The following is a 25,780-nucleotide window of genomic DNA, read 5'->3' as shown; positions in this document are numbered from 1 at the left end:
AAATCTCCTATCTGTGGTCGCATGCGACGATCGAAGCGGGATGACGGCATGGGACAGGCGCAGCAGCGACAGGCGAAGCGGCAAGAGCTGATCGACTGCCAGGATTGCGGGAACGGCGTGTCGTTCAGCGCGGTCGCATGTCCGCATTGCGGCTCGACCGAGCCGACCGGACCCGTCGTGCAGAACCGGCGCGAGTTAAAGCGATTGCGCATCGAGGCCGGCAATGACCGGCGGCTCGTCGTCGTCACCGCGCTCTGCGCGGGTCTTGGCATTTTCTACGGCGCGGTGATGGGAGCAGGGGGAGCCGCCTCATTATGGGCCGCCTTGTTCTATGGCTTCGTCGGCGCCGTGATCGGCGTGCCCGCTGCCTTCGTGATCAATATCAGCCGCAGCCTGTTCGATTGACTCGCCCCTTGCCGGATGTGTCGGGGGGCGGATGAGGTGCAGCTCCGGCGGAAGCTTTCAGCCGGCGTTTGGATGAACGTCGCGGCCGGTCGCATGTCGTCGCAGTACAGATCAGGGCTGGATGAGGGCTGATTACAGCCTGACCATCATTTGCAGGCTGGCGGAGAGGGAGGGATTCGAACCCTCGATACAGCTTGAGACCGTATGACGCTTTAGCAAAGCGTTGCCTTCAGCCACTCGGCCACCTCTCCGGCTGGGGTCGGTATGCCCCACGACGCGCTGAGCCGCAAGCGGCAGATGACGCCCCGATCTGAAATCCTCACAGGATGACGTGCTACGCTCCTCTCATCCGGGGGTGGACAGGGCGCTGGCGAGCCGATGCGTTTTGCTCGAGGTGCGCTGTCGCGCGGAGGCTGCGAGGTTGCCGGGATTCAGATCCGAGGCAAATTGGCAACATCTCCACGGCGCCACTGCGATTCCTGGCGGCGGAGGCTCGAGATTCGAGGCTGGAGGCGCCCGACTTGTGCCCGGGTCCCGGCGGGCGAGTGTGTCCGGTCCTCAGCACCCAAAATGGCGTTGTTACAAAAGAATAACAAAAACAGACGCTTAGCCTACCCCGCAGAACCACGGCTTCGTGCCTTTTGTGCAACACCCCTCCAAAAAGGCGCCCGCTGGCCGCCGCAATGATGGTTCCTTTGTTGCGTGTGCAAAGTCCTTCGGTAATTCTCGCTGCACGACGAAGGGGGGCATCCCGACGTCGTCCCGTTTTAGGTCGTTCGCTCAAGTCCCTCGCGTTTGTGCGGGTGTGTCCGATAGCGCGAGGCGACCGAGCGACGGGTCGAAGAGGGACAAGGGCCAAACCTCGAGGGTGTCTCACACCCAGCGGACGCGGAACCTTCCCTGACTGAGCAACTTGGAGGTTTAACACTATGACCACGATCAAGAGCCTCGTCCTGGGCTCGGCGGCAGTTCTCGTCGCCATGTCTGGGGCCCAGGCAGCTGACCTTCCGATCAAGGCCAAGGCGGTCGAGTACGTGAAGGTCTGCTCGCTGTACGGCGCTGGCTTCTACTACATCCCCGGCACCGACACCTGCATCAAGCTCGGCGGCTATCTGCGCGCCGAGACGGTCTTCAACGGCAACGGCTCCTACAACAACGCCGTCACCGCGCCGTCGGGCCTGCAGAACCGCTACAGCAACTACTTCTACAGCCGTGCGCGTCAGGAGCTGAACATCGACACGCGCACCGCGACCGAGTACGGCGTGGTCCGCACTTACGCTGACCTGACCTTCACCTGGACCTCCGGCAACTACGCCGGCACGGGCAACGGCGGCACCTACTACGGCACCGGCGCTGCCAACACCGCTGGCCTGACCTCGGTCAACGGCCTGAGCAACGACGGCATCTCCGGCGGCTCGCTCGGTGTCTACTACGCCTTCATCCAGTTCGCCGGCTTCACCATGGGTAAGGCCGTGTCGCAGTTCGACGCGCCCTGGACCAACTATCCGGGCAACAACTTCGACGGTCTGTGGGGCGGCGGCGGCACCGTCACCGGTGTGAACCAGTTCACCTACACCGCTGACTTCGGCTCGGGCATCACGGCTGCGATCTCGGCCCAGGAGCAGGCTGCGTACTACCAGACCAACATCTGGAACACGTCGGGTGCTCTGCAGTCGGCGTCGTCCGTCCTCGGTGGCGCCTACGGCACCAACTCGATCGGCGGCACGGTTGCTCCGGACATCGTCGGCATGGTCCGCGTCGACCAGGCTTGGGGTCTGTTCCAGGCGTCGTTCGCGGCGCATGACAACCACGCCGGCTACTACGGCGTTGCCGAGACCTCCGGTCATCCGGCGGACAAGTGGGGCTGGGCTGGTCAGCTGGCTCTGTCGATCAAGAACATCCCGACCGGACCTGGTGACACGATCAACATCCAGGGCGTCTACACCAACGGTGCGACGCGCTACAACGCGCAGAGCCTCGTTCCGACTACCTACCAGATCTTCGGCAGCTCCAGCAACGGCGCCTATCAGAGCGTTGCTTTCGCTGGCGTGTCTGACTCGGTCTACGGTGTCGGCACCGCTCAGGAGCTGACCACCAGCTACGGTTTCCGTGGTGCTTACACGCACAACTGGAGCCCGTCCTGGAACACCGCGATCTACGGTTCGTGGGCTGCTCTGCGCTACAACGGCAACGCCAAGGCCTTGATCTGCGGCGGCGCCGGCGTGACTGGTCTCGGCATCACTGCCGCGAACTGCAACCCGGACTTCAACATCTCCTCGCTGGGCTTGATCACCCGCTGGACCCCGGTCAAGAACCTGACCTTCTCGGCTGACGTGGCCTGGACCAACCTGGACCAGAAGTACACGGGCAACGCCACGCTTCCGGCCAACAGCGGCTCGTCCGCCAAGCCGGCTGCGGTCTATCAGCTGAAGGACCAGAACTCGGTCTCGCTGCTGCTCCGCGCTCAGCGCAACTTCTGATCCTGATCATCTGATCAAGGTTCAAGAGCCCCCGGCAGGAAACTGCCGGGGGTTTTTGTTTGCGGATCTGTTCGCAGGTGGACCGGCGCCGTGCTCACCGACGCCTTGATGGCTGCTGCGCAACGTCTCCGAGCTGCGCTGACGAGTGGTGGCCAGAATGGCTCCCGAACAGCGGTCATCGGCTGGTTCATTGCGCGTCGGAGGTCTGCGCCGACCTGCCGATTTGGTGCGTCCTGACGCAGATGATGGGGCGTCCGGACTGGCCCTCTGATGCGATCCGCGGCCGGTGCCATGATCCGACAAGGTGCGGCGAGGCGCCGTTCGCGTGGCATCCCCTTCAGATACCTATGATTTTCAATGGCTTGTCAGAATGTTGGAGATTTCGCAGAAAAGGTGTTGAAAATAGATGAGTTGATAAGATAATTTTTCAGCGTTGCCGATGAAGTTGGTCCCCTAGGTTCCGACTGATCTGATCGGAATGCTCTGAAGTTAAACCTCCGAAGCCTCCGGCGATGCCCCGCTGGAGGTTTCTTCGTTTAGGTCCCCGCTGACGCGCCGACTCGAGGCGTATACCGCGGTGAAGACCGTATGCCGGCTCCGCGGACCCTCCGACCGCGCAGGCAAGCGACCATCCCATTGGCTGAAAATCTTACGCGCCCCGGCTTGACCGGGCATTTCTGCGTCGTCACAGTCTGACAAACAGATGACGGGGCCTGACACCGTCACGTGAGTGAGGAATGGGTCCAAGATGAGTCTGGAAAGCTCTCTGGGAGTGTTGCGTCCCTGGTCGGAGCAGGACGATCAGGCTGATGCGATCAGGAGGATGCTCGAAGCGCGGCCGGAAGGCTGCGCAGAACTGGCAGAAATCCTGGCGACGGCACGGCGAATCGACCCCAGCGACGAGGAGTCCTGGTACCGCGAGTGGATGCAGTGCGCAGACGCGCTCGGGTCTGCCGCCCGCGATGCCGCGCGCAATTGCCGGCCCGAGCAGGCGATCCGGAAGTGGTCGGGCGCCGTCCACTGCTACGAGGCTGCGGCCTGTCCCTTCAGTGGCTCGCAGTCCCGCCAGGCCGTCGTCCTGTCGCGCATGCGCGACTGTGCCCGCGAGTTTCTGCGCTACGCCGATCCGCAGGGAGAGGTCGTCACGATTCCCTGGCGGCCCGACTATCAGCTCGAAGCCTATTTCTTGCCGGCCCGCGGTGAGCGGGGCAGGGCGCCCACTGTGATCTGCATCGGTGAGCCCGGCCGTCGGAAGGAGCCTTCGCTGCTCAGGTTCGCGGCCCATGCGGAGCGGCACGGCCTGGCGCTGCTCGTCGTGGATCTCCTGGGAAGCGGTCCGGACTGTCGTTTCGAGGAGATCGTCGGAAGCCGAGATCTCGAATCGGCCATCGCAAGCGTCACCGACTACGTCACGGGACGCGACGACGTGGATGAGGACCGCATTGCGATCCTTGCCGACGATTGGAGCTCATCCTTTGTCGCGCGCGGCATCGCGCTCGACCCGCGTTATGCGGCCGCCGTCTGCGATGCCGGGCTGTGGGACATCCATGAGCGCGTCTTCCTGTCGCGTCGTCTGGCTGGGCGGGAGCGGGGCAGGCTGCCGATCGCAAGCGATGGCCTGGCCGCTCGGCAGATCATGTGTCCGCTGCTGGTGAATGTGCCGGAGCGCGGCTGGCTGCGGGCCGACATCGCGACCAGGCTGATCGCGCAGATCAAGCGCGAGCATCCCGACATCACGCTGAAGATCGTCTCGAGCGAAGGAGCGGATTCGCGCGACGCCGACGTCTTCGTGTTCGACTGGATCGCAAATCGCCTCGCGAGCTCGCCACGGCCGTCCGGCTAGATCTGCGCCGTGACTGTTCTGCCGGATGCAACCGGCAGTCAGCGTCTTCGATCGGCTCAGAGCCCCACCGAGAGCCTGGTGCTGGCCTTCTCGAACCGGTCCTTGAGGCCTGACAGCTTGTCGGTGAAGGTCGCCAGCTCGCGGGCGTCGAACTCCTCGAAGATGAAGGCGAAGACTTGCGCCTGCTGAGTCTCGAGCTCGGCGAACTGCTCCGAGGTCTTGGCGGTCAACGACATCAGCACGACACGGGCGTCGTTGGGCGCCGGCTTGCGCTCCATGAAGCCTTTCTTCTCGAGCAGCTTCGACTGAGTCGTGACGAAGGAGGGGTCGACGTGCAGCCGCTTGGCCGCCGCATTCACGGCAACGCCTTCGCCCCGATCCAGCTCGGAGATCGCCATCAGGATCATCCATTGCGGACCGCTGATCCCGATTCTCTTCGCCCAGAAGTATCGCAGCTCTTCCAGATGGACGTTGATCGTCGTGATCTCCCTGGCGAAGCGGATGATGGCCTCGCGATTCTTCGGCGGATCTTCAGCGGTCTGAGGCTGCGCGTCCGTTTCCACAGGTGCGGCAGAGGTATTCTTCAAGGGCGCCATTGCTCAGCAGTTCCAGTACGGGGCGCGACCCTAAAGAAAAAAAATCCGCAGCAAAATCACTTATCTAGGAGGTGCTTCGCGGAGAGCCTTGCGGTGCACCATAACCTGCCTTGGTGTTGCCCTGAGGACACATTTCGGCTTCATTCAATTACCTGACTGCATAAACTATTTTGCTTACCGAATGAGCGAAGGCATAGTTCCTAACGACGGTGGGGGGTTACTCGATCGTCCCGTGACAGGTGGTTTCGCTTAAGTCCCTCGCGTTGATGCGGGTGTGTCCGATGGCGCGAAGCGACTGAAGCGGTTTTTCGGGAGCGGAAGAAGCGGATCGTCCTGGGGGATCTTGGTCCGGTTCTTTCTCAAAGAGCAACTTGGAGGTTTAAATGAAGACGGTTAAGAGCCTTGTCCTCGGCTCGGCGGCAGTGCTGCTCGCCATGTCCGCGGCTCAGGCGGCCGACCTTCCGATCAAGGCCAAAGCGGTCGAATATGTGAAGGTTTGCTCCCTGTATGGTGCGGGCTTCTACTACATCCCCGGCACCGACACCTGCATCAAACTGGGCGGCTATCTCCGTGCGGAGACGGCGGTCATGGCGAACGGATCGTTCAACAACGCTGTGACGGCTCCCTCGGGCCTGAACAACCGTTACAGCCCGTACTTCTACACCCGCGCGCGTCAGGACCTGAACATCGACACGCGCACCGCGACCGAGTACGGCGTGGTCCGCACCTTCGCTGACCTCACCTTCACCTGGACCTCGGGCAACTATCAGGGCACCGGCAACGGCGGCACCTTCTACAGCACCGGCAACGCCAACACCGCTGGCCTGACCTCGGTCAACGGCCTGAGCAATGACGGCATCGCCGGCGGCTCGCTCGGTGTGTACTACGCCTTCATCCAGTTCGCCGGCTTCACCATGGGTAAGGCCGTGTCGCAGTTCGATACGCCCTGGACCAACTATCCGGGCAACAACTTCGACGGTCTGTGGGGCGGCGGCGGCACCGTCACCGGTGTCAACCAGTTCAGCTACACCGCTGACTTCGGCTCCGGCATCACGGCGACGATCTCGGCTCAGGAGCAGGCGGCGTACTACCAGACCAACATCTGGAACACCTCGGGTGCTCTGCAGTCGGCGGCTGGCGTGTTCGGTGGCTCCTACGGCACCAACTCGATCGGCGGCACGGTTGCTCCTGACATCGTCGGCATGGTCCGCGTCGACCAGGCTTGGGGTCTGTTCCAGGCGTCGTTCGCGGCGCATGACAACCACGCTGGCTACTACGGCGTTGCCGAGACCTCCGGTCACCCGGCGGACAAGTGGGGCTGGGCTGGTCAGCTGGCTCTGTCGATCAAGAACATCCCGACCGGACCTGGCGACACGATCAACATCCAGGGCGTCTACACCAACGGTGCGACGCGCTACAACGCTCAGAGCCTCGTTCCGACCACCTACCAGCTCTTCGGTAGCTCGGGCAACGGCGCTTACCAGAGCGTCGGCTTCGCTGGCGTGTCCGACTCGGTGTACGGCGTCGGCACCGCTCAGGAGCTGACCACCAGCTACGGCTTCCGCGGTGCGTTCACGCACAACTGGAGCCCGGCCTGGAACACCGCGATCTACGGTTCGTGGGCTGCTCTGCGCTACAACGGCAACGCCAAGGCCTTGATCTGCGGCGGCGCTGGCGTGGCTGCTCTCGGCATCACTGCCGCGAACTGCAACCCGGACTTCAACATCTCCTCGCTGGGCTTGATCACCCGCTGGACCCCGGTCAAGAACCTGACCTTCTCGGCTGACGTGGCCTGGACCAACCTGGACCAGAAGTTCACCGGCAACGCCGTTCTCCCGGCCACCAGCGGCGCGACCGCGAAGCCGGCTGCCGTGTACGAGCTGAAGGACCAGAACTCGGTCTCGCTGCTCCTGCGCGCCCAGCGCAACTTCTGATCCTGATCATCTGATCAAGGTTCAAGAGCCCCCGGCAGGAAACTGCCGGGGGTTTTTCTTTGCATGAGAGCCGATTAGTCCGCAGCATTCCCGCGATCATGCGCGGCAGCTCGCATCGCGGATCCGCCTTGTCGGTGACGCCCGGATCGAAACTCGTCTTCTTTGCGGCGGGGACGGTATTCCGGTCACGTCCAGGGCGTCATCACGGCGCTCATCGGCAAATCAGGCGTCCCGGTGTCGTTCATTCGACGCGGTCCTGCCGTGCCCGGACTTCGCCACAGCTGCGTTTCGCGGCGTCACGAGAATGGTCCGATAAAACACCAAATTCGCCGCGCGATCGTTCCGACTGAACCGCTATGCGCGGGCACGGTGTGAGCCGGCTGGAGATGCGCTGACTCGCAGAGGTAGGGACGATCGACCCTGCTTGGCGACCGGTTCGACGTGAGCAATTTGGAGGTTAGTATGAAGACTGTGAGGGGCCTTGTTCTGGGCTCAGCGGCGACGTGGCTCGCCATGAGTGGGGCTCAAGCGGCCGACCTTCCGATCAAGGCCAAACCGGTCGAGTATGTGAGGGTTTGCTCGATGTACGGCGCGGGATTCTTCTATATCCCTGGCACGGACACCTGCATCAAGCTGGGCGGCTATCTGCGCGCCGAGGTCGGTTTAGGCACCAATGCGATCTTCCAGAACGCCGTGAACGGGGTCGCGGGCGCGCGGAATCGCTACAGCAACTACTACACGACGCGCTCGCGCGCGGACTTCAACATCGACACCCGAACCTCCACCGAATACGGCGTGGTTCGCACGTTCTTCGACGCGGTGTTCCAGTGGACCTCCGGCACCTATGCCGGCGCCGGCAACGGCGGCACCTTCTACAACACCGGCGCGGCCAACACCGCCGGGCTGACCAACGTCAACGCCTTGTCCAATGACGGCATCGGCGGCGGCACGCTTGGCGTGTTCTACGCGTTCATCCAGTTTGCCGGCTTCACGATGGGTAAGGCGGTGTCGCAGTTCGACGCCCCCTGGAGCAACTATCCCGGCAACAATTTCGACGGTCTCACCGGCGGCGGCGGCTCGATCACCGGCGTCAATCAGCTGACCTACACCGCCGACTTCGGATCGGGCATCACGGCCGCGATCTCGGCGCAGGAAGCGGCGTTGTACGGACAGTCGAACATGTACAATACGTCGCTGCAGACCGCGGCGGGCGTGATCGGCGGCGCCTATGGTGCCAACGCGTTCGGCGGCCAGGTGGCGCCGGACATCGTCGGCATGGTGCGCGTCGATCAGGCCTGGGGTCTGTTCCAGGCGTCATTCGCCGCGCATGACAACCATGCCGGCTATTTCGGGCCGGGCCTCGAGACCAACGGCCACCCTGCCGACAAGTGGGGCTATGCCGGCCAGCTCGCGCTGTCGATCAAGAACATCCCGACAGGCGTCGGCGACACGCTGAACGTGCAGGGCGTCTACACCAACGGCGCCAGCCGGTACAACTTCCAGAGCCTGGCGCCGATCAACTATGCGATGTACGGCGGCAGCAACATGGCCGGGGCGTTCCAGAGCCTCGGTTTTGCCGGCGTCACCGATTCGGTCTTCGCCAACGGCACCCAGCAGCAGCTGACCACCACCTACGGCTTCCGCGGCGCCTTCACCCACAATTGGGACCCGGCCTGGAATACGGCAGTCTACGGCTCCTGGAGCGCCGTCCGCTACAATGCCACGGCCAAGGGCTTGATCTGCAACGGCGCGGGCATGGTCGCGCTGGGCATCGTCGGCGCGAACTGCAACCCGGACTTCAACGTCTCGACCCTGGGTGTGATCACGCGCTGGACGCCGGTCAAGAACCTGACCTTCTCGGCCGACGTCGCCTGGACCCGGCTGGACCAGAAGTTCGCAGGCGTTGCGAACGCGCCGGCTGCGGCGGCCATCGCCAAGCCGGCGACGACCTATCAGCTGAAGGACCAGGATTCGGTCTCGCTGCTGCTCCGCGCCCAGCGCAACTGGTAAGAACAGGCGAGTAGCGGATAGGGAGTAGCGCATAGGGCTTGACGGAGTCGTCAAGTCCCCGTTCGCTACTCGCTACTCGCTACTCGCTACTCGCTACTCGCTACTCGCTACTCGATCACCGCGCCGCGGCGCAGATCGGCCTCGATCTGCAGCCGCGAGCCGCCGCCGAAGCGGGCGCGATAGACCTGCAGATTCTCCATCACGCGCTGCACGTAGTTGCGGGTCTCGGCGAACGGGATCAGCTCCACCCAGTCGACCGCGTCGACCTTGGGATCGCGCGGATCGCCATAGCGCTCGATCCATTTCTTCACGCTGCCGCGGCCGGCATTGTAGGCCGCGAACGTCATGATGTAGGAGCCGCGATAATCCTCGAGCAGGCCGCCGAGCTCGGCGGCGCCGAGCTGGGCGTTGTAGACGGGATCGGTCTTCATCCGGTTCAGGTCGAAGCTGACGCCGGCGCGCTTGCAGACGTAGCGGCCGGCATCGGGGGTCACCTGCATCAGCCCATAGGCCTGCGCCGGCGACACCACGGCCTGGTTGAAGGCGCTCTCCTGGCGCGCGATCGAGAAGATCACGCTCTGCTCGACCTCGGGTCCGATCGAGCGGAACGCCGGGATGCCGTTGACGGGATAGGCGTAGTGATCGAACGGCAGCCCGCGATTGAGCGCGGCCTTGCCGACCAGCAGCATGGCCCGCGCGTCGCTGTTGCGGCCGGCGATCTCGGCCAAGCCCAGCAGCACGTCCGGATCGCCATTGTCGCCCATGTCCGAGAAGATCGGGATCGCGACCTCGCCCTCGTCGAGGTCGTAGAGCAACTGCACCGCACGGACCACTTCCAGCCGCTCGACGCCGCGGCCGCGCCCGGCCGGCGCTGCATTGAGCCCGAGCTGCGGCAGGCCGAGCTTGGCCCGCGCCAACTGGCCGTAATAGCTGGTCGACTGCTCGGCCGCCGATGCGTACGCCGCGCGGGCCTCCTGCATCCGGCCCATCGCCTCGGCGGCGCGGCCCTGCCAATAGCCCGCGCGCGCCAATGTCGTCGGATTGACGCTGCCGACGCCGATGCGCGCGAAGTGCTGCGCAGCCGTCGCCGGGTCCTTGAGGAAGCGCAGCGCGATCCAGCCGGCGGTGAACTCCTGCTCGGTCTTGTAGATGTCGCGGTTGGGCAGCGCGGCGTCGCGGGCGATCAGATAGGCGCTGCGATATTCGCCGGTGTCGATCATCTTGCGTGCCAGCAGGCGACGCTCGATCCACCATTCGTCGAGATTGTGCAGCCGGCCCGGATCCTTCGGCGCGCTCAGCATCAGCTGCGCGGCTTCCGTGAAGTTCTCGTCCCGCCTGAGCACCTGGATGCGGCTGAAGATAAAGCCGGCATCGCCATGCAGCTCGCGCGGCACCGCCTCCAGCAAGGCCTGGCTGTTGGCGGCCTTGCGATAGGTCGCGATCCGCGCCTTGGCCAGCGCGACGTGACCCGAGCCCAGCCGCCGCGCGGCGCGCAGCGCCGCCTCGTGCTCGCTGCCATAGAGCAGCGTGTCCATGCGCGCCTTGTGGTCGCCGCCGGAGAGCAGGGCGCCGAACTGGTCGAGGATGATGTTCTCGGTGTCCTCGGACATCGTGTCGTTGCGCCAGGCCTCGCGCACCAGGCGCTCGGCATTGGCGCGGTCGCCGCGGTTGAGCATGACGCGCGCGAGCGCGAACCGCCCCTTGGCCGACAGCGGCGATTCGTTCTCGAACCACGACCACACGACGGAATCGTCGCGCTTGTCGTCCCACAGCGCCGCTTCCAGCCGGCGGCGCAGGAAGCTCTGCGACGGCCAGCTCGGGTTGGCGGTGATGAAGGCGCGGTAGCGCTCGACGGTCGCGTTGTTGTTGTCGCTGCGCAGAATGATCCATTCGGCGAGCTTGCGCGCCACCGGATCGGAGATCGCCTGCTCGACCTGGGTGGCGTCGTCGGGCTTGCGCTTGCGCACCAGCTCGATCACGTTTTCGAGCGCATCCTTGTCGGATTGCGAGGTCGAGGCCGTCGCGGCGACCGCCGCGGGCATGATCGGTTTGCGGGAGGCGGGCAGCGCGGCATGCTGCCGCGGCGGCAGGGTTGCCGCGGCCGGCGCCGCTGCGGCCGCCGGCGGCGTGATGTCCCGGGGCGCGACGCGTAGCGGCTCGCCCGCCGCCGCCTTGGCGCCACTCTTAATGTCAGCCTTCGTATCGGCGTTGGCCTCGGCGCGGGCGTCCTGCTTGCTGCGGGCCTCCGTGGCGTCTTTGGGTGTTGGCGCTGCGCTGCGCGTGATCGGCCGTGCCTTCGGCAGCGGAACCTGATCCTTGGCGAAGGCGATGTCGACCAGGGCCCAGCCGAGCGTCAGGCTGGCGGCCAGGGACATTGAGAGAGGCACCGACAGGGCGGTCGATCGCAATGCGGCGGCGCGGGCGAACAAGGGCACGGCGTTCCTTTGCGGCGGATGACTTCGATCCCTGACGATCTTGGTCTATCGAAAAGGTGAACAAATACTAAATGTACGGGGATCAGTTGCAACCTGCGCCAACACCGCGGCGAAATCACGACCGAAGGGCGGCGCGGCCGGCCTGGAGCGAAGATGGAACCGCCAGCGAGCGCCTTGGCCGGGTTGGGCGGTAGTGGGTGCAGATGGCGACGCCGCCGCAGCCCTGGCTGATTCGGGGCGTGTGCGTGCCTGTTGAGAAGGCAGCGGAGATCAGGGCGGGCCTTCCGCCAGATGTCCAGACCCGTTATGAAGTGCGCTTCGCTCTGGGGCAATGCGTTTGGGAGGGAGTTTCATGGCAGCCAAGACGAATTTCCGAGGCTCTTTCACGGCCCTCGTGACCCCCTTCAAGAACGGCTCCGTAGACGAGGCGGCGTTCCGCAGCCTGGTAAACTGGCAGATCGACGAGGGCACCAACGGGCTGGTCCCGGTCGGCACGACGGGCGAGAGCCCGACGCTCAGCCATGACGAGCACAAGCAGGTCGTCGAGTGGTGCATCGCCGAGGCCAAGGGCCGCGTTCCCGTTGTCGCGGGCGCCGGGTCCAATTCGACCAAGGAGGCCGTCGAGCTCGCCCAGCACGCCGAAAAGGCGGGCGCCAATGCCGTGCTGGTCGTCACGCCCTACTACAACAAGCCGACGCAGGAAGGCCTGTACCAGCACTTCAAGGCGATCAATGACGCGATCGGCATTCCGATCATCATCTACAACATCCCGCCCCGCTCGGTGATCGACATGTCGGTCGACACCATGAAGCGGCTGTATGACCTGAAGAACATCGCCGGCGTGAAGGACGCCACGGCCAGCATGGTCCGGGTCTCGCAGCAGCGCGCGGTGCTGGGCGAGGACTTCAACCAGCTCTCGGGCGAGGACGCCACCATCATCGGCTACATGGCCCATGGCGGCCATGGCTGCATCTCCGTCACCTCGAACGTGGCGCCGCGGCTGTGCGCGGAGTTCCACGCGGCCTGGCAGAAGGGCGACGTCGCCGCCGCGCTCGCGATCCACGACAAGCTGATGCCGCTGCACACCAATCTGTTCATCGAGTCCAATCCGGCGCCGATCAAATATGCGCTGTCGCTGCTCGGAAAGCTCGAGGAGAAGCTGCGGCTGCCGATGGTGCCGGTGTCCGAGCCGACCCGGATCGCGGTGCGCCAGGCCATGGTTCACGCCGGGCTGATCAACTGAGCCGAGCCTTTTCTTTCACGTCTGATGGGGAGACAGACATGCTGAAGGAATTCCGTGAATTCGCCATGAAGGGCAACGTCGTCGACCTCGCGGTCGGCGTCATCATCGGCGCGGCGTTCGGCGCCATCGTCAACTCGCTGGTCGCCGACGTGATCATGCCGATTATCGGCGCGATCACCGGCGGCCTCGATTTCTCCAACTACTTCATTCCGCTCTCCAAGGCGGTCAACGCAACCAACCTGGCCGATGCGAAGAAGCAGGGCGCCGTGCTCGCCTATGGCAGCTTCCTGACGCTGACGCTCAACTTCTTCATCGTCGCCTTCGTGCTGTTCATGATCATCCGCCTGATGAACCAGCTGAAGCGCAAGCAGGAGGCGGCGCCCGCGGCTCCGCCGAAGCCGAGCGCCGAGGTCGAGCTCCTCACCGAAATCAGGGATCTCCTGAAGAAAGCCTGACGTGGCCGACAAGAACGAGCCCAAGATCACGGTTGCTGCGGAGAACCGCAAGGCGCGGTTCAACTACGCGATCGAGGACACCATCGAGGCCGGCATCGCGCTGACCGGCACCGAGGTGAAATCGGTCCGCAGCGGCAAGTCGACGATCGCGGAGTCCTATGCGGACTCGCGCGACGGCGAGATCTGGCTGATCAACGCCAACATTCCCGAATATCTCCAGGCCAACCGCTTCAACCACGAGCCGAAGCGGCCGCGCAAGCTGCTGCTGCATCGCAAGCAGATCAACAAGCTGATGGGCGCGGTCGACCGCGAGGGCATGACGCTCATCCCGCTCAAGCTCTATTTCAACGAGCGCGGCCGCGCCAAGCTGCTGCTCGCCGTCGCCAAGGGCAAGAAGCTGCACGACAAGCGCGAGAGCGAGAAGAAGCGCGATTGGGGCCGCGAGAAGGGCCGTTTGATGAGGGCGCGCGGGTAACGAGGCCTCAAGCTGTTGCCGCGCGGTCCTTTGCCATCCGGCTGAGCCAGGGATGCGATCGATGAACCAGAAGAACCTGTTGGACGTCGACTGGAGCCTGATCCCGGCGCCGACCGATGATGGCGGAGCCGATCATCTGCTCGGCATGACGCTGCCGCCGATCGGGCTCCGCGCCACCGACGATACGCTGGTCACGCTGTCGGAGCTTCCGGGGCGCACCGTGGTGTTCGCCTATCCGCGGACAGGCGAGCCGGGCAAGGTCTCGCTGGTCGAGGACTGGGACATGATCCCGGGCGCGCGCGGCTGCACGCCGCAGACCTGCAGCTTCCGCGACCTGTTCGGCGAGCTCAGGGCCGCCGGCGCCGCGCATGTGTTCGGCCTGTCGACGCAGAGCAATGCCTATCAGACCGAGATGGCCTCGCGCCTGCATCTGCCGTTTCCGGTGCTGTCCGACGAGAAGCTGGAGATGACTCACGCGCTGCGGCTGCCGACGATGGAGATCGCAGGCCTGACCCTGATCAAGCGTCTCGCGCTGATCATCGACGATGCCCGCATCACCCACGTGTTCTATCCGGTGTTCCCGCCGGATCGGAACGCCGGCGACGTGCTGACGTGGCTGAAGGACAATCGCGTCTTCGCGTGAGACGCGCGGTGCACATGAATGCGCCCTCTCCCCTTGCGGGAGAGGGCATGCACGGCGGAGCAACAAACTCGATTAGGTGAGGGGTATCTCTCCGCGAGTCTCGTTCGCGGAGAGATACCCCTCACCCAATCGCGTGCGCGGATGGGCCGGAGTTGCCCTCTCCCGCAAGGGGAGAGGGCACATCAATCGCCACTGTGCTTCTTTTTCTCCAAGCGCCGCGTTGAATTCAATGGTGGCGACGAAGCGCGACCTAATCCAAATCCGCCTTCACGCGCGCGAACACGGCGTGGAACATCTCGGTGGTCAGCACGCCGGTGTTCGTGTTGTAGCGCGAGCAGTGGTAGCTGTCGTACAGCCTGATGCCGCCGGCCTGGTGCACGGCGCCGTGGGCGAAGGGGGCGGCTGCGGCGCGCAGGCCCAAGAGCTTCAGCAGCGTGTCATGGGAGATGCGGCCGAGCGCGACGATGCTGCGCAGGCGCGGCATCGCGGCGATGCTGGCGCCGAGGAAGCTGCGGCATTGGTTGATCTCGGCCGGCAGCGGCTTGTTCTGCGGCGGCACGCAGCGCACGGCATTGCTGATGCGGCAATCGACCAGCGTCAAGCCGTCGTCCGGGCGCGCCTCGAAGCGGCCCTTGGCGAAGCCGTACTGCAGCAAGGTGCCATACAGCAGCTCGCCGGCGTAATCGCCGGTGAACGGCCGGCCGGTGCGATTGGCGCCCTGCAGCCCCGGCGCGAGGCCGACGATCAGGAGGCGCGCGCTCGCATCCCCGAACGACGGAACGGGCGCGTTGAACCAGGATGGCTCGCGCGCCCGCTGCGTGTTGCGGAAATCGACCAGACGAGGGCACAGCGGACAGTCGCGGTCGGGATCGGTCGGATGTGCCAAAGAGGACGGTGAAGCCGAATCGGTCTTCCGAGCACCGCGCGCGACCGTCTTAGTCCTCGAAATCGTCATCGTTGGAGGACGTCGTGGTGGTGGTCGGGGTGCGAGCGGCCGGCGCGGTCGAGCGCTGCAGGAACTGCGGCGAATGGTGACGCGGCTCGCGCGGAGCAGGGCGTTCGGACGGATCGCGACCGAGCTTCGACTGCAGCTCGACGAGGTCGGTGAAGACGTCGGCCTGGCGGCGCAGCTCGTCGGCGATCATCGGCGGCTGGCTCGAGATCGTGGAGATCACGGTGACGCGAACGCCGCGGCGCTGCATCGCTTCGACCAGCGAGCGGAAGTCGCCGTCGCCCGAGAACAGCACCATCTGATCGATGTGCTCGGCGAGCTCCATCGCATCGACGGCCAGCTCGATATCCATGTTGCCCTTGACCTTGCGGCGGCCGCTGGCGTCGATGAATTCCTTGGTCGCCTTGGTGACGACGGTGTAGCCGTTGTAGTCGAGCCAGTCGATCAGCGGGCGAATCGACGAGTACTCCTGATCCTCGATGATGGCCGTGTAGTAGAACGCACGAAGCAGCGTGCCGCGGCTCTGAAATTCCTTGAGCAGGCGCTTGTAGTCGATGTCGAAGCCGAGGGTCTTGGCTGTCGCGTATAGGTTGGCGCCGTCAATGAAGAGCGCAATTTTGTTCGTCGAAGATGACATCAGTGTCTCGCGTTAAGTTAGCTTCTGTTTTTTGGCGCGACTCGAGGGCGGTCGCGCATTCCATTTCAAGATACTGCCTAGGATACAGCCAAGGCTTGCGCGGTTGATCTGGTGTGACGATACCGCAAACAGGAGTGATCGGGGCAACAAAGGCGCACTTGTGACGACGTAATGAAGCGTTTTCTTGTCCAAGGCCCGATTTCTGCGGATCCCTTGGGCATCGTCAGTCAAGGTTGCCGAATTGGGTACTCCTTGCCCCTTACCGCAGCCTGACGCCAGTTTGGCCTTGCGAAAACCGGTCAGCCTCTATAACTAGCCCAGCATAATCAGCATATTAAGCACACAAAGGACCGGAGCGACAATGGCGCGCGTCACTGTGGAAGATTGCATCGATAAAGTCGACAACCGGTTCGACCTGGTCCTCCTGGCCGCGCATCGCGCGCGTATGATCTCGTCGGGATCACAACTCACGATTGACAGAGATAACGACAAGAATCCCGTTGTGGCACTCCGGGAGATTGCGGATTCGACCATCTCTCCCGAGGATCTGAAGGAAGAATTGGTGCATTCGCTGCAGAAGTTCGTCGAGGTCGACGAGCCGGAGCCCGACACGGTGCCGCTGATCGGCTCCGCCGGTGCCAGCGTCGATGCTGACGACACCGAGGTCGCCGTCGAGCGCATGACCGAGGAAGAACTTCTGAAGGGCCTCGAAGGCCTCGCTCCTCCGGAGGAGCAGCCGGAAGAGGACGAGTGATCATCGTATCACCGTTGGCCGCAGCCCGGATTAACTTGTGAGAATGTGAAGGCCCGGACCTCGTCCGGGCCTTTGCATTTGTGCGGCGTTTCGTGATTACCATAGCGTTGCGGCAATCGCCTGCCGTCAGCGGATTCGGTCCCAAAGATAAAGGTTTAGTCATTTTCCATGGTGGTTCCGGGCCACACTCCTCAGCAGATGCAGGCGGCGGCCGATCAGGCCGCGGTAGCGCCTCCGCCGCCGGCTGAACGGCCGCGTCCGCCAAAGCCGCGCTCGCGCATGATGCGGCAGTACGATCTCGTCGAGCGGGTCCGCTCATACAATCCGGATACTAACGAGGATCTGCTCAACCGCGCGTATGTGTATGCGATGAAGGCGCACGGCTCGCAGACCCGCGCCTCCGGCGATCCGTATTTCACCCATCCGCTCGAGGTCGCGGCCATTTTGACCGACCTGAAGCTGGACGATGCCACCATCGTCGCGGCGCTGTTGCACGACACGATCGAGGACACTGAGGCGACGCGTGCCGAGATCGACCGCTTCTTCGGGCCGGAGATCGGCGCGCTCGTCGAGGGGCTCACGAAGCTGAAGCGCCTCGAGCTGGTCTCGCGCGAGGCGAAGCAGGCCGAGAATCTGCGCAAGCTGTTGCTGGCGATTGCCGATGATGTGCGTGTGTTGCTGGTCAAGCTCGCGGATCGCTTGCACAACATGCGCACCCTGGAATTCGTGCCGGAGGCCTCGCGCCGCCGCATCGCCGAGGAGACGCTCGACATCTATGCGCCGCTTGCCGGTCGCATGGGCATGCAGGAGATGCGCGAGGAGCTCGAGGACCTCTCGTTCCGCACGCTCGATCCGCAGGCCTATGGCGTGGTCATGCAGCGGCTCGATGCGCTCGCGGATCGCAATCGCAATCTGATCGGCGAGATCGAGAGCCAGCTCGCACGCAAGTTCCGCGACCATGGCCTGACCGCGCGCGTATTCGGCCGCCGCAAGCGGCCCTTCTCGATCTGGACCAAGATGGAGCGCAAATCGATCGGTTTCGAGCAGCTGTCCGACATCTTCGGCTTCCGCGTGATCATGCCGGATCTCGAATCCTGCTACCGCGCGCTCGGTATCGTGCATACCACCTGGCCGGTCGTGCCGGGACGCTTCAAGGACTACATCTCGACGCCCAAGCAGAACGACTATCGCTCGATACACACGACTGTGATCGGTCCCGGCAAGCAGCGCGTCGAGCTGCAGATCCGCACCGAGGACATGGACCAGATTGCCGAGCTCGGCATCGCCGCCCATGCCTTCTACAAGGACGACATCGGCTCGCCGACCGAGCTGCTGAAGCGCGAATCGAACGCATTCGCGTGGCTGCGTCACACCATCGGCATCCTCTCGGAGAGCGCGAACCCCGAGGAGTTCCTCGAGCACACCAAGCTCGAGCTGTTTCACGATCAGGTGTTCTGCTTCACACCGAAGGGGAAGCTGATTGCGCTGCCGCGCCACGCGAATGTGATCGACTTCGCCTATGCCGTCCACACCGACGTCGGCAACAGCGCGGTCGGCTGCAAGATCAACGGCAAGTTCGCAGCGCTGTCCTCGGAGCTGCAGAACGGCGACGAGGTCGAGGTGCTGACCTCGGATGCGCAATCGGCGCCGCCCTCGGCTTGGGAGACGCTCGCCATCACCGGCAAGGCGCGGGCAGCGATCCGGCGCGCCACGCGCACCGCCGTGCGCGATCAATATGCCGGTCTCGGCCGGCGCATCGTCGAACGCCTGTTCGAGCGCACCAAGCTCGAATATGCCGATGACAAGCTGAAGGGCGCGCTGCCGCGCCTGGCGCGCGCCTCGATCGAGGACGTGATGGCTGCGGTCGGCCGCGGCGAGATCAAGGCCTCCGACGTCGCGCGCGCGATGTATCCGGACTACAAGGAAGAGCGCGTCGTGCGCTACGGCGCCAAGAAGACGGCTGTGCCGGCGGGCGCGGCGAAGGCGCCGACGTCGCCGGCCGCCGAGCCGCATCGCGGCCCATTCGCGATTCCGATCAGCGGGCTCAATTCCGGCCTGCCGGTGAAGTTCGCGCCCAACGGTGGCGCGGTGCCGGGCGACCGCATCGTCGGCATCGTCACGCCGGGCGAGGGCATCACGATCTATCCGATCCAGTCGCCGGCGCTGAAGGATTTCGAGGAGGAGCCGGAGCGCTGGCTCGACGTGCGCTGGGATGTCGACGAGACCTCGCCGCAACGCTTTCCCGCGCGCATCAAGGTCGAGAACGTCAACGAGCCCGGCAGCCTCGCCCAGGTCGCGACCGTGATCGCCGAGCACGACGGCAACATCGACAATATCAGCATGAGCCGCCGCTCGCCTGACTTCACCGAGCTGACGATCGACCTCGAGGTCTACGACCTCAAGCATCTCTCGGCGATCATCAACCAGCTGCGCGCCAAGACCATCGTGGCGCGGGTCGACCGGGTGAATGGCTAAGGCGCGAGGAGATCAGGATGAATCGTCATCGCGCTTGAGGTTGTTGTTGGCGTATGATCCTGTCCGGAAAGCCGCTGCGCACTTGTCCGGATCATGCTTTAGCGCGAAGAATCTGATCGCCGCGCGCGGGTCTCGATCCCGGCGAGGATGAGGTCGATGCCGGCAAGAAACTGATCCCGATCGTCGTGGTCGCGCAGACGGTCGGAGATCTGCCGGACAAAGGCAAATTCGGTCGGGTCGAGATGTGCCCAGCGGTCCGCAACGCTGCCCAGAAAGGCAGATCGGTCCGCTTCAGAGCGAGCCACGCGGGCATTGGCCGCGTTCTGTACGGCGACGCCGAGCATGTAGTTGACGATCGCGGACCAGCAATCAAACAAGGCGCGCTCGGGTACGCCGAGCGCCTGGACGCAGCGGCCGATCATTTCCGAGATCCGTAGCGCGGCGGGCTGCGCCGGATCATGAAACAACTGGCCGCCGAGCCAGGGGTGCGCGTCGATCGCGTCGAATAACGCGAGCGCGACCGCGCGGATCGCTTGCTTTGGTTCGGTCCCGGTGTCGGGCTCGGCGACGAGGCGGGCGAGGAGCTCGTCGGTCGCCGCAGCCAGCAGATCGCTCTTGTCAGCGACGTGCCAGAAGATGGCGCCGCTGCCTGTCTTGAGGCTGGCCGCAAGCGCTCGGAACGTCAGGGCATGCTCGCCGTCGCGATCGAGAATGTCGATCGCGGCCCGCACGATCTGCGCCTTCGACAGCGCTTCGGCGCGCCGCCGGCCCTGCTGAGTTCTGTTCTTCATCCGCAGCACCTTGACATAAATGGAATAACGTTCCAATGCTCATTGGGTGGAACGTTGTTCCATTGCGTGAGGGAGAGCTATCATGACTGGGGTCACGATCGTTGGAGCGGGCCTGGGCGGTCTCACTCTTGCGCGGGTCCTGCATGTTCATGGCATTGCAGCGACGGTGTACGAGGCGGAGCTGGCGGCCGGGGCGCGCGATCAGGGAGGGCTGCTCGACATCCATGCGGAGGATGGGCAGCTCGCGTTGAAGGCGGCCGGTCTGTTCGATGCGTTTGTCGATCTGATCTGCCATGGCAAAGCAGCCACGCGGGTGGTCGACCGCGATGGGCGGCTGTTGTTCGAGCAGCCTGACGATGGCCTCAAGGGCCGTCCCGAGGTGCTGCGCGGAGAGCTGAGGCGCATCCTGCTCGAGTCGCTGCCGGAGCAAGCCGTGCAATGGGGGCGCAAGGTCACCGACGCCCGATCCCTCGGGGACGGCCGGCACCAACTCACCTTCTCCGACGGCGCCACGGTGGACACCGATCTCCTCGTCGGAGCGGACGGCGCCTGGTCGAAGGTTCGGTCACGGCTTTCCGGCGTCCAGCCCGGCTATGTCGGCACGTCGTTCGTCGAAACTCGTCTGCATGACGTCGATCGGCGTCATGCAGACGCCGCGGCTGCGGTCGGCGAAGGCGCACTGTTTGCGTTGGCGCCGGGACAGGGCATCATGGCGCATCGTGAGCCTGGCGACGTGCTGCACGCCTACGTGGCATTGACCCGGCCCGCAGACTGGTTTGCCGACATCGATTTCGACGACACCAGCGCAGCGATCGCGGGGGTTGCGGCCGAATTCGACGGGTGGTCTCCGGCGCTGACCGCGCTGATTGCGGGCAGTGAGACCAAGCCGGTCCTTCGCATGCTCCATGCGCTGCCGATCGGGTATCGCTGGGCGCATGCTCCCGGTGTGACGCTGATTGGCGACGCCGCACACCTGATGCCGCCTGCGGGGGATGGCGCAAATCTGGCGATGCTGGATGGCGCCGAGCTTGCTCAGGCGATCGCCGCAAACCCGGACGACATCGAAGCTGCCTTGATCGCCTACGAAACGGCGATGTTCTCGCGCAGCGAGTCGACCGCCGCGGGTGCACATGCCATGCTGCGACTTTGCCTCGACGACAATGCTCCCTTCGGGCTGGTCGAATTCTTCGATGGCGCTGCCCGCGTGCCCCGCGCGTGACGTCCTGCCGGCGCGATCCGAACGGCGGCGCAGTCGGCCCGGATCATTCAAGGGTGCCCTGCAGCTTTCGCTACGGCATAATGGCGGGAGATGATGTAGAGATCGGCATCCACGTCTGAGACCTCCACGAGCCTGTCATGCCTGCTCCACTTCCGTTGCGCCTCGGCGTCAATGTCGACCACATCGCCACGTTGCGGAATGCCCGGGGCGGCCGCTTGCCGGATCCGGTGCGCGCGGCGCTGCTCGCGATCGAGGCCGGCGCCGACGGCATCACCGCGCATCTGCGCGAGGACCGCCGGCACATCCGTGATGACGACATGGCGAGGCTCAAGGCCGAGATCTCCAAGCCGCTGAACTTCGAGATGGCGGCGACCGAGGAGATGGTGCGCATCGCGCTCGCGACGCGTCCGCATGCCTGCTGCCTGGTGCCCGAGCGGCGCGAGGAGCTGACCACCGAAGGCGGGCTCGACGTGGTCGGCCAGCACAACGCGCTGGCGCCCGCCATCGCTCGCCTGAGCGAGGCCGGCATCCGGGTCTCGCTGTTCATCGCCGCCGATCCGGCCCAGATCGAAATGGCCGCACGGCTGCGCGCGCCCGTGATCGAGATCCACACCGGCGGTTGGTGCGACGCCATCACCGACGGCCATCATGAGAAGGCGCAAGCCGAGTGGCAGCGCATCGTGGCCGGCGCGCGGCAGGCCTATGCCGCGGGGCTGGAGGTCCATGCCGGCCACGGGCTCGATTACGCCACCGCCGAGCAGATCGCGACACTGCCCGAGATCCGCGAGCTCAACATCGGCTACTTCATGATGGGCGAGGCGCTGTTCGTCGGCCTTGCCGAGACGGTGCGGAGCATGCGTGTGGCGATGGATCGCGGCCGCGCCCGGGCCGGCGTCTAGGAGCGTGATCGCATGATCATCGGCATCGGCTCGGACCTGATCGACATCCGCCGGGTCGGCGAGGTGATCGAGCGCCATGGCGAGCGCTTCCTGAACCGGATCTTCACTGACACCGAGCGCGCCAAGGCCGAGCGGCGGGCCAAGAACGAGAAGATGGTGATCGCCACCTATGCCAAGCGCTTCGCCGCCAAGGAGGCGTGCTCGAAGGCGCTCGGCACCGGTATCCGGCAGGGCGTGTGGTGGCGCGACATGGGGGTGGTCAACCTGCCGGGTGGACGCCCGACCATGCAACTCACGGGTGGTGCCGCCGAGCGGCTGAAGGCGCTGACGCCTGCCGGGCACGAGGCCCGGATCGACCTGTCGATCACCGATGACTGGCCGCTGGCGCAGGCCTTCGTCATCATCTCGGCGGTCCGCAGCGAGCCCGCGTGAGGCCGCCCCGGCGCCGTGTGACAAAAACAAAAAAAACAATCGATTCCATAGGGTTATGCAGTTTTGATGCTGCCCTTGATTGCGCCGCTCTGCGCAGTCGTCTAAAACCCGCAGCGAACGAACCGGCTTCACCGCGGCGGATTCTGGGTCAAACCGGAGTTGGCCTTAACCACCAGAATCAGGACAGACTCCTTTAAGCCGCGGAACAGTACGTTGTTCGCGGATGGAGGGGTGTTATGCAACGGCTGGCGAATCCTCGGACCATTCGCCAGAGACTTCGCCAAGAGACATTGGCCAAGGGACAGTGAAAGAGCGATGAGCGTGACCTCCGGAACCAAGACTGAGAGCGGCCTCGGCGAAACCGTTCGGGTCGTCGTTCATGCCCTCCTGATCGCGCTGGTGATCCGCACCTTCCTGTTCCAGCCCTTCAACATCCCCTCCGGCTCGATGAAGGCGACGCTGCTGGTCGGCGACTATCTGTTCGTCTCGAAATATTCCTACGGCTACAGCCATTTCTCGATTCCGCAATCGCCCAACATCTTCTCCGGGCGCATCTTCGGCTCAGAGCCGAAGCGCGGCGACATCGTGGTGTTCCGGCTGCCGAAGGACACCGAGATCGACTACATCAAGCGCGTGATCGGCCTGCCGGGCGACCGCATCCAGATGCGTGACGGTCTGCTGTACATCAACGAGGCGCCGGTCCAGCGCGAGCGGCTATCAGATTTCGTCGGCGAGGATCCCTGCGGCACGGCGGACTCGATCGCCCGCGTGAAGCGCTGGAAGGAGACGCTGCCGAACGGCGTCAGCTACGAGACCTTGGATTGCTTCGACCACGGACCCTACGATAATACTGACGTCTACACGGTGCCGCCCGGCAACTTCTTTATGATGGGCGACAACCGGGATAATTCGACCGACAGCCGCGTGCAGGCGGCGGTCGGCTTTGTGCCGTTCGAAAACATCATCGGCCGCGCCCAGATGATCTTCTTCTCGATCCGGGAGAACGAGCATGCCTGGGCGTTCTGGCGCTGGCCGATGTCCATCCGCTGGGAACGTCTGTTCAAAATCGTGCGATGATCGACGACTCACACGATATCCGGACCACGCAGGCCGCCGCGGCGAGCCCGCAAGCCGGTGCGAGCGCCCTCGAGGCCGCGCCGAAAGCCCCGTCGCGTCCGAAGCCTGAATCGAAGGTCGACGCCAGGGCTGAGGCTAAGATAGAGCCCAAGTCCGAAGCCAAAAGCGACGCGAAGACTGAAGCCAAGATCGAGCCCAAGATCGAGCCCAAGATCGAGCCCAAGACCGAGGCGAAGCCGGACGCGAAGCCCGGCAGTGTCGAAGTGAACGGGGCTGCCGCGGAGCAGGGGCCGGAGATCGCGGCGCCAGACGCCGGGACCGATTCCAATGAGAAGACAGGCAAGGGCAAGGGCCGTCGCACCAAGAGCGCCGGGAGCGGCGCTGCGAAGAGCGCCAAGGGGGCTGAGAAGGCGGCCAACGCCGCGATCGAGGCCCGCATCGGCCACCGCTTTGCCGATCCGTCGCTGCTCAGCACCGCCTTCACCCATGTCTCGGCGCTGAAATCCTCCAAGAAGCGCGGCGACAGCTATCAGCGGCTCGAGTTCCTCGGCGACCACGTGCTCGGCCTGATCGTCTCGGACATGCTGTATCGCTCGTTTCCGAGCGCCGATGAGGGTGAGCTGTCGAAGCGCCTGGCCGACCTCGTCCGCAAGGAGAGCTGCGCCGACGTTGCCAAGTCGCTCGGCCTGCTCGACGACATCAAGCTCGGCGCGGTCGGCGCCGGTGCCGGCGCGCGGCTGCGCAAATCGGTGCTGGGCGACGTCTGCGAAGCGGTGATCGGCGCGATCTTCCTCGACGGCGGCTACACGGCCGCTGCGGGCTTCGTCGAGCGCAACTGGACCGAGCGCATGCGCAAGCCGCGGCGTCCGCTGCGCGATCCCAAAACCGTGCTGCAGGAGTGGGCCCAGGGCAAAGGACTGCCGACGCCCGTCTATCGCGAGGTCGAGCGCACCGGTCCGCATCACGATCCGCAATTCCGCGTCGCCGTCGATTTGCCCGGCCTGGAGTCGGCCGAAGGCGTCGGCGGCTCCAAGCGCGCGGCAGAGAAGGTGGCAGCATCCGTCATGATCGAACGCGAAGGCGTCAGCGGCGGCAGCAATGACGGCTGAGCAACAGGCCGGGCCGGCGGCCGCGACGCGCTGCGGTTTCGTCGCGCTGATCGGCGCCCCCAATGTCGGCAAGTCGACCCTCGTCAATGCGCTGGTCGGCTCCAAGGTCACGATCGTCTCGCGCAAGGTGCAGACGACGCGCGCGCTGATCCGCGGCATCGTCATCGAAGGCCAGTCGCAGATCATCCTGGTCGACACGCCCGGCATCTTCTCGCCGAAGCGCAGGCTCGACCGCGCCATGGTCACGACAGCCTGGAGCGGCGCGCATGACGCCGATCTCGTCTGCGTGCTGCTCGACGCCAAGAAGGGCCTCGACGACGAGGCGCTGGCGATCATCGACAAGGCGTCCGCGGTCGCGCATGAGAAGATTCTGGTGGTCAACAAGGTCGACCTGGTGCCGCGCGAGAAGCTGCTGGCGCTGGTTGCGGCGGCCAACGAGAAGCTCTCCTTCGCGCGCACCTTCATGATCTCGGCGATCTCAGGCGACGGCGTCGACGATCTCCGGCGCGCGCTGGCGGAGATGGTGCCGCCGGGGCCGTTCCACTATCCCGAAGACCAGATGTCGGATGCGCCCATGCGGCACCTCGCGGCCGAGATCACCCGCGAGAAGATCTATTCGCATCTGCATCAGGAGCTGCCGTATCAGTCCACGGTCGAGACCGACAGCTGGACCGAGCGCAAGGACGGCTCGATCCGCATCGAGCAGACGATCTTCGTGGAGCGCGACAGTCAGCGCAAGATCGTGCTCGGCAAGGGCGGTGCGACGATCAAGTCGATCGGCGCCCAGTCGCGCAAGGAGATCGCCGAGATCACCGGCGTGCCGGTGCACCTGTTCCTGTTCGTGAAGGTGCGTGAGAACTGGGGTGACGATCCCGACCGCTACCGGGAGATGGGGCTCGAGTTCCCCAGGGAATGA

Annotated in this window: 22 protein-coding genes and 1 tRNA gene; 17 read left to right on the top strand and 6 right to left on the bottom strand. The window is 64.7% G+C overall.

Going from position 1 to position 25,780, the window contains the following annotated elements:
• Window positions 1–48 precede the first annotated feature (48 nt).
• Entirely contained in the window at window positions 49–405 is a 357-nt protein-coding gene (locus ACVILH_RS27645; RefSeq protein WP_456715704.1) for a hypothetical protein, read from the top strand.
• 158 nt (window positions 406–563) lie between these two features.
• On the opposite strand, the gene ACVILH_RS27640 is transcribed toward ACVILH_RS27645, so the two are convergent.
• Window positions 564–656: transfer RNA gene (locus tag ACVILH_RS27640), tRNA-Ser, on the bottom strand.
• A 678-nt stretch (window positions 657–1,334) separates the two neighbouring features.
• Here ACVILH_RS27640 and ACVILH_RS27635 point away from each other — a divergent pair.
• Window positions 1,335–2,885 (top strand): porin, encoded by a 1,551-nt coding sequence (locus tag ACVILH_RS27635; RefSeq protein WP_456715703.1) that lies wholly within the window; start codon window positions 1,335–1,337, stop codon window positions 2,883–2,885.
• A 772-nt stretch (window positions 2,886–3,657) separates the two neighbouring features.
• Window positions 3,658–4,728, top strand: a complete 1,071-nt coding sequence (locus ACVILH_RS27630) for an alpha/beta hydrolase family protein (protein ID WP_456715702.1) — start codon at window positions 3,658–3,660, stop codon at window positions 4,726–4,728.
• A 56-nt stretch (window positions 4,729–4,784) separates the two neighbouring features.
• Here the strand turns inward: ACVILH_RS27630 and ACVILH_RS27625 are convergent, their stop codons facing one another.
• On the bottom strand, window positions 4,785–5,324 hold the full coding sequence (locus tag ACVILH_RS27625) for a MarR family winged helix-turn-helix transcriptional regulator (protein WP_456715701.1): 540 nt from the start codon (window positions 5,322–5,324) through the stop codon (window positions 4,785–4,787).
• A 383-nt stretch (window positions 5,325–5,707) separates the two neighbouring features.
• Here ACVILH_RS27625 and ACVILH_RS27620 point away from each other — a divergent pair, with 383 nt between their 5' ends.
• Window positions 5,708–7,258, top strand: a complete 1,551-nt coding sequence (locus ACVILH_RS27620; RefSeq protein WP_456715700.1) for a porin — start codon at window positions 5,708–5,710, stop codon at window positions 7,256–7,258.
• A gap of 462 nt (window positions 7,259–7,720) precedes the next feature.
• A complete protein-coding gene (locus ACVILH_RS27615; protein WP_456715699.1) occupies window positions 7,721–9,268 on the top strand; it encodes a porin in 1,548 nt (515 codons plus the stop codon).
• Between the two features lie 107 nt (window positions 9,269–9,375).
• Here the strand turns inward: ACVILH_RS27615 and ACVILH_RS27610 are convergent, their stop codons facing one another.
• A complete protein-coding gene (locus tag ACVILH_RS27610; RefSeq protein WP_456715698.1) occupies window positions 9,376–11,643 on the bottom strand; it encodes a lytic transglycosylase domain-containing protein in 2,268 nt (755 codons plus the stop codon).
• 412 nt (window positions 11,644–12,055) lie between these two features.
• On the opposite strand from ACVILH_RS27610, the gene dapA reads away from it, so the two are divergent.
• From dapA to ACVILH_RS27590, 4 genes are all read left to right on the top strand, one after another.
• Window positions 12,056–12,946, top strand: coding sequence for a 4-hydroxy-tetrahydrodipicolinate synthase (gene dapA, locus ACVILH_RS27605; RefSeq protein ID WP_456715697.1), 891 nt, complete (start codon window positions 12,056–12,058; stop codon window positions 12,944–12,946).
• 38 nt (window positions 12,947–12,984) lie between these two features.
• Entirely contained in the window at window positions 12,985–13,401 is a 417-nt protein-coding gene (gene mscL, locus ACVILH_RS27600) for a large conductance mechanosensitive channel protein MscL (RefSeq protein ID WP_456715696.1), read from the top strand.
• 1 nt (window position 13,402) lies between these two features.
• Window positions 13,403–13,876, top strand: coding sequence for an SsrA-binding protein SmpB (gene smpB, locus ACVILH_RS27595; protein WP_456715695.1), 474 nt, complete (start codon window positions 13,403–13,405; stop codon window positions 13,874–13,876).
• A gap of 61 nt (window positions 13,877–13,937) precedes the next feature.
• The gene (locus ACVILH_RS27590; RefSeq protein ID WP_456715694.1) at window positions 13,938–14,519 is read left to right on the top strand and encodes a peroxiredoxin; all 582 of its coding nucleotides are present in this window, start codon (window positions 13,938–13,940) and stop codon (window positions 14,517–14,519) included.
• 250 nt (window positions 14,520–14,769) lie between these two features.
• Here ACVILH_RS27590 and ACVILH_RS27585 read toward each other — a convergent pair whose 3' ends face one another.
• Both ACVILH_RS27585 and ACVILH_RS27580 read right to left on the bottom strand, forming a co-directional pair.
• Window positions 14,770–15,474, bottom strand: a complete 705-nt coding sequence (locus ACVILH_RS27585; protein ID WP_456715693.1) for a uracil-DNA glycosylase — start codon at window positions 15,472–15,474, stop codon at window positions 14,770–14,772.
• The gene (locus ACVILH_RS27580) at window positions 15,455–16,108 is read right to left on the bottom strand and encodes a LabA-like NYN domain-containing protein (RefSeq protein ID WP_456715692.1); all 654 of its coding nucleotides are present in this window, start codon (window positions 16,106–16,108) and stop codon (window positions 15,455–15,457) included. Before ACVILH_RS27580 ends, ACVILH_RS27585 begins: the two co-directional genes overlap by 20 nt.
• Window positions 16,109–16,469: 361 nt before the next feature.
• Between ACVILH_RS27580 and rpoZ the strand changes: the two genes are divergently transcribed.
• Entirely contained in the window at window positions 16,470–16,862 is a 393-nt protein-coding gene (gene rpoZ, locus ACVILH_RS27575) for a DNA-directed RNA polymerase subunit omega (RefSeq protein WP_006612728.1), read from the top strand.
• Window positions 16,863–17,030: 168 nt separating this feature from the next.
• A complete protein-coding gene (locus ACVILH_RS27570) occupies window positions 17,031–19,337 on the top strand; it encodes a RelA/SpoT family protein (protein WP_456715691.1) in 2,307 nt (768 codons plus the stop codon).
• A gap of 98 nt (window positions 19,338–19,435) precedes the next feature.
• Here ACVILH_RS27570 and ACVILH_RS27565 read toward each other — a convergent pair whose 3' ends face one another.
• Window positions 19,436–20,164, bottom strand: a complete 729-nt coding sequence (locus ACVILH_RS27565; protein ID WP_456715690.1) for a TetR/AcrR family transcriptional regulator — start codon at window positions 20,162–20,164, stop codon at window positions 19,436–19,438.
• A gap of 43 nt (window positions 20,165–20,207) precedes the next feature.
• Between ACVILH_RS27565 and ACVILH_RS27560 the strand changes: the two genes are divergently transcribed.
• From ACVILH_RS27560 to era, 6 genes are all read left to right on the top strand, one after another.
• Entirely contained in the window at window positions 20,208–21,347 is a 1,140-nt protein-coding gene (locus tag ACVILH_RS27560) for an FAD-dependent oxidoreductase (RefSeq protein WP_456717089.1), read from the top strand.
• 137 nt (window positions 21,348–21,484) lie between these two features.
• Window positions 21,485–22,246 (top strand): pyridoxine 5'-phosphate synthase, encoded by a 762-nt coding sequence (locus tag ACVILH_RS27555; RefSeq protein ID WP_456715689.1) that lies wholly within the window; start codon window positions 21,485–21,487, stop codon window positions 22,244–22,246.
• Between the two features lie 12 nt (window positions 22,247–22,258).
• On the top strand, window positions 22,259–22,678 hold the full coding sequence (acpS, locus tag ACVILH_RS27550) for a holo-ACP synthase (protein WP_456715688.1): 420 nt from the start codon (window positions 22,259–22,261) through the stop codon (window positions 22,676–22,678).
• Between the two features lie 315 nt (window positions 22,679–22,993).
• On the top strand, window positions 22,994–23,755 hold the full coding sequence (gene lepB / locus ACVILH_RS27545) for a signal peptidase I (protein ID WP_456715687.1): 762 nt from the start codon (window positions 22,994–22,996) through the stop codon (window positions 23,753–23,755).
• A complete protein-coding gene (gene rnc, locus ACVILH_RS27540; protein ID WP_456715686.1) occupies window positions 23,752–24,864 on the top strand; it encodes a ribonuclease III in 1,113 nt (370 codons plus the stop codon). The genes lepB and rnc overlap by 4 nt, the downstream gene beginning before the upstream one ends.
• Window positions 24,854–25,780, top strand: a complete 927-nt coding sequence (gene era, locus ACVILH_RS27535; RefSeq protein ID WP_456715685.1) for a GTPase Era — start codon at window positions 24,854–24,856, stop codon at window positions 25,778–25,780. Before rnc ends, era begins: the two co-directional genes overlap by 11 nt.

This window comes from Bradyrhizobium sp. USDA 4353, assembly GCF_054063215.1.
The sequence above is the reverse complement of the archived record's forward strand: the minus strand, read 5'-3'. Positions and strand labels throughout refer to the sequence as shown.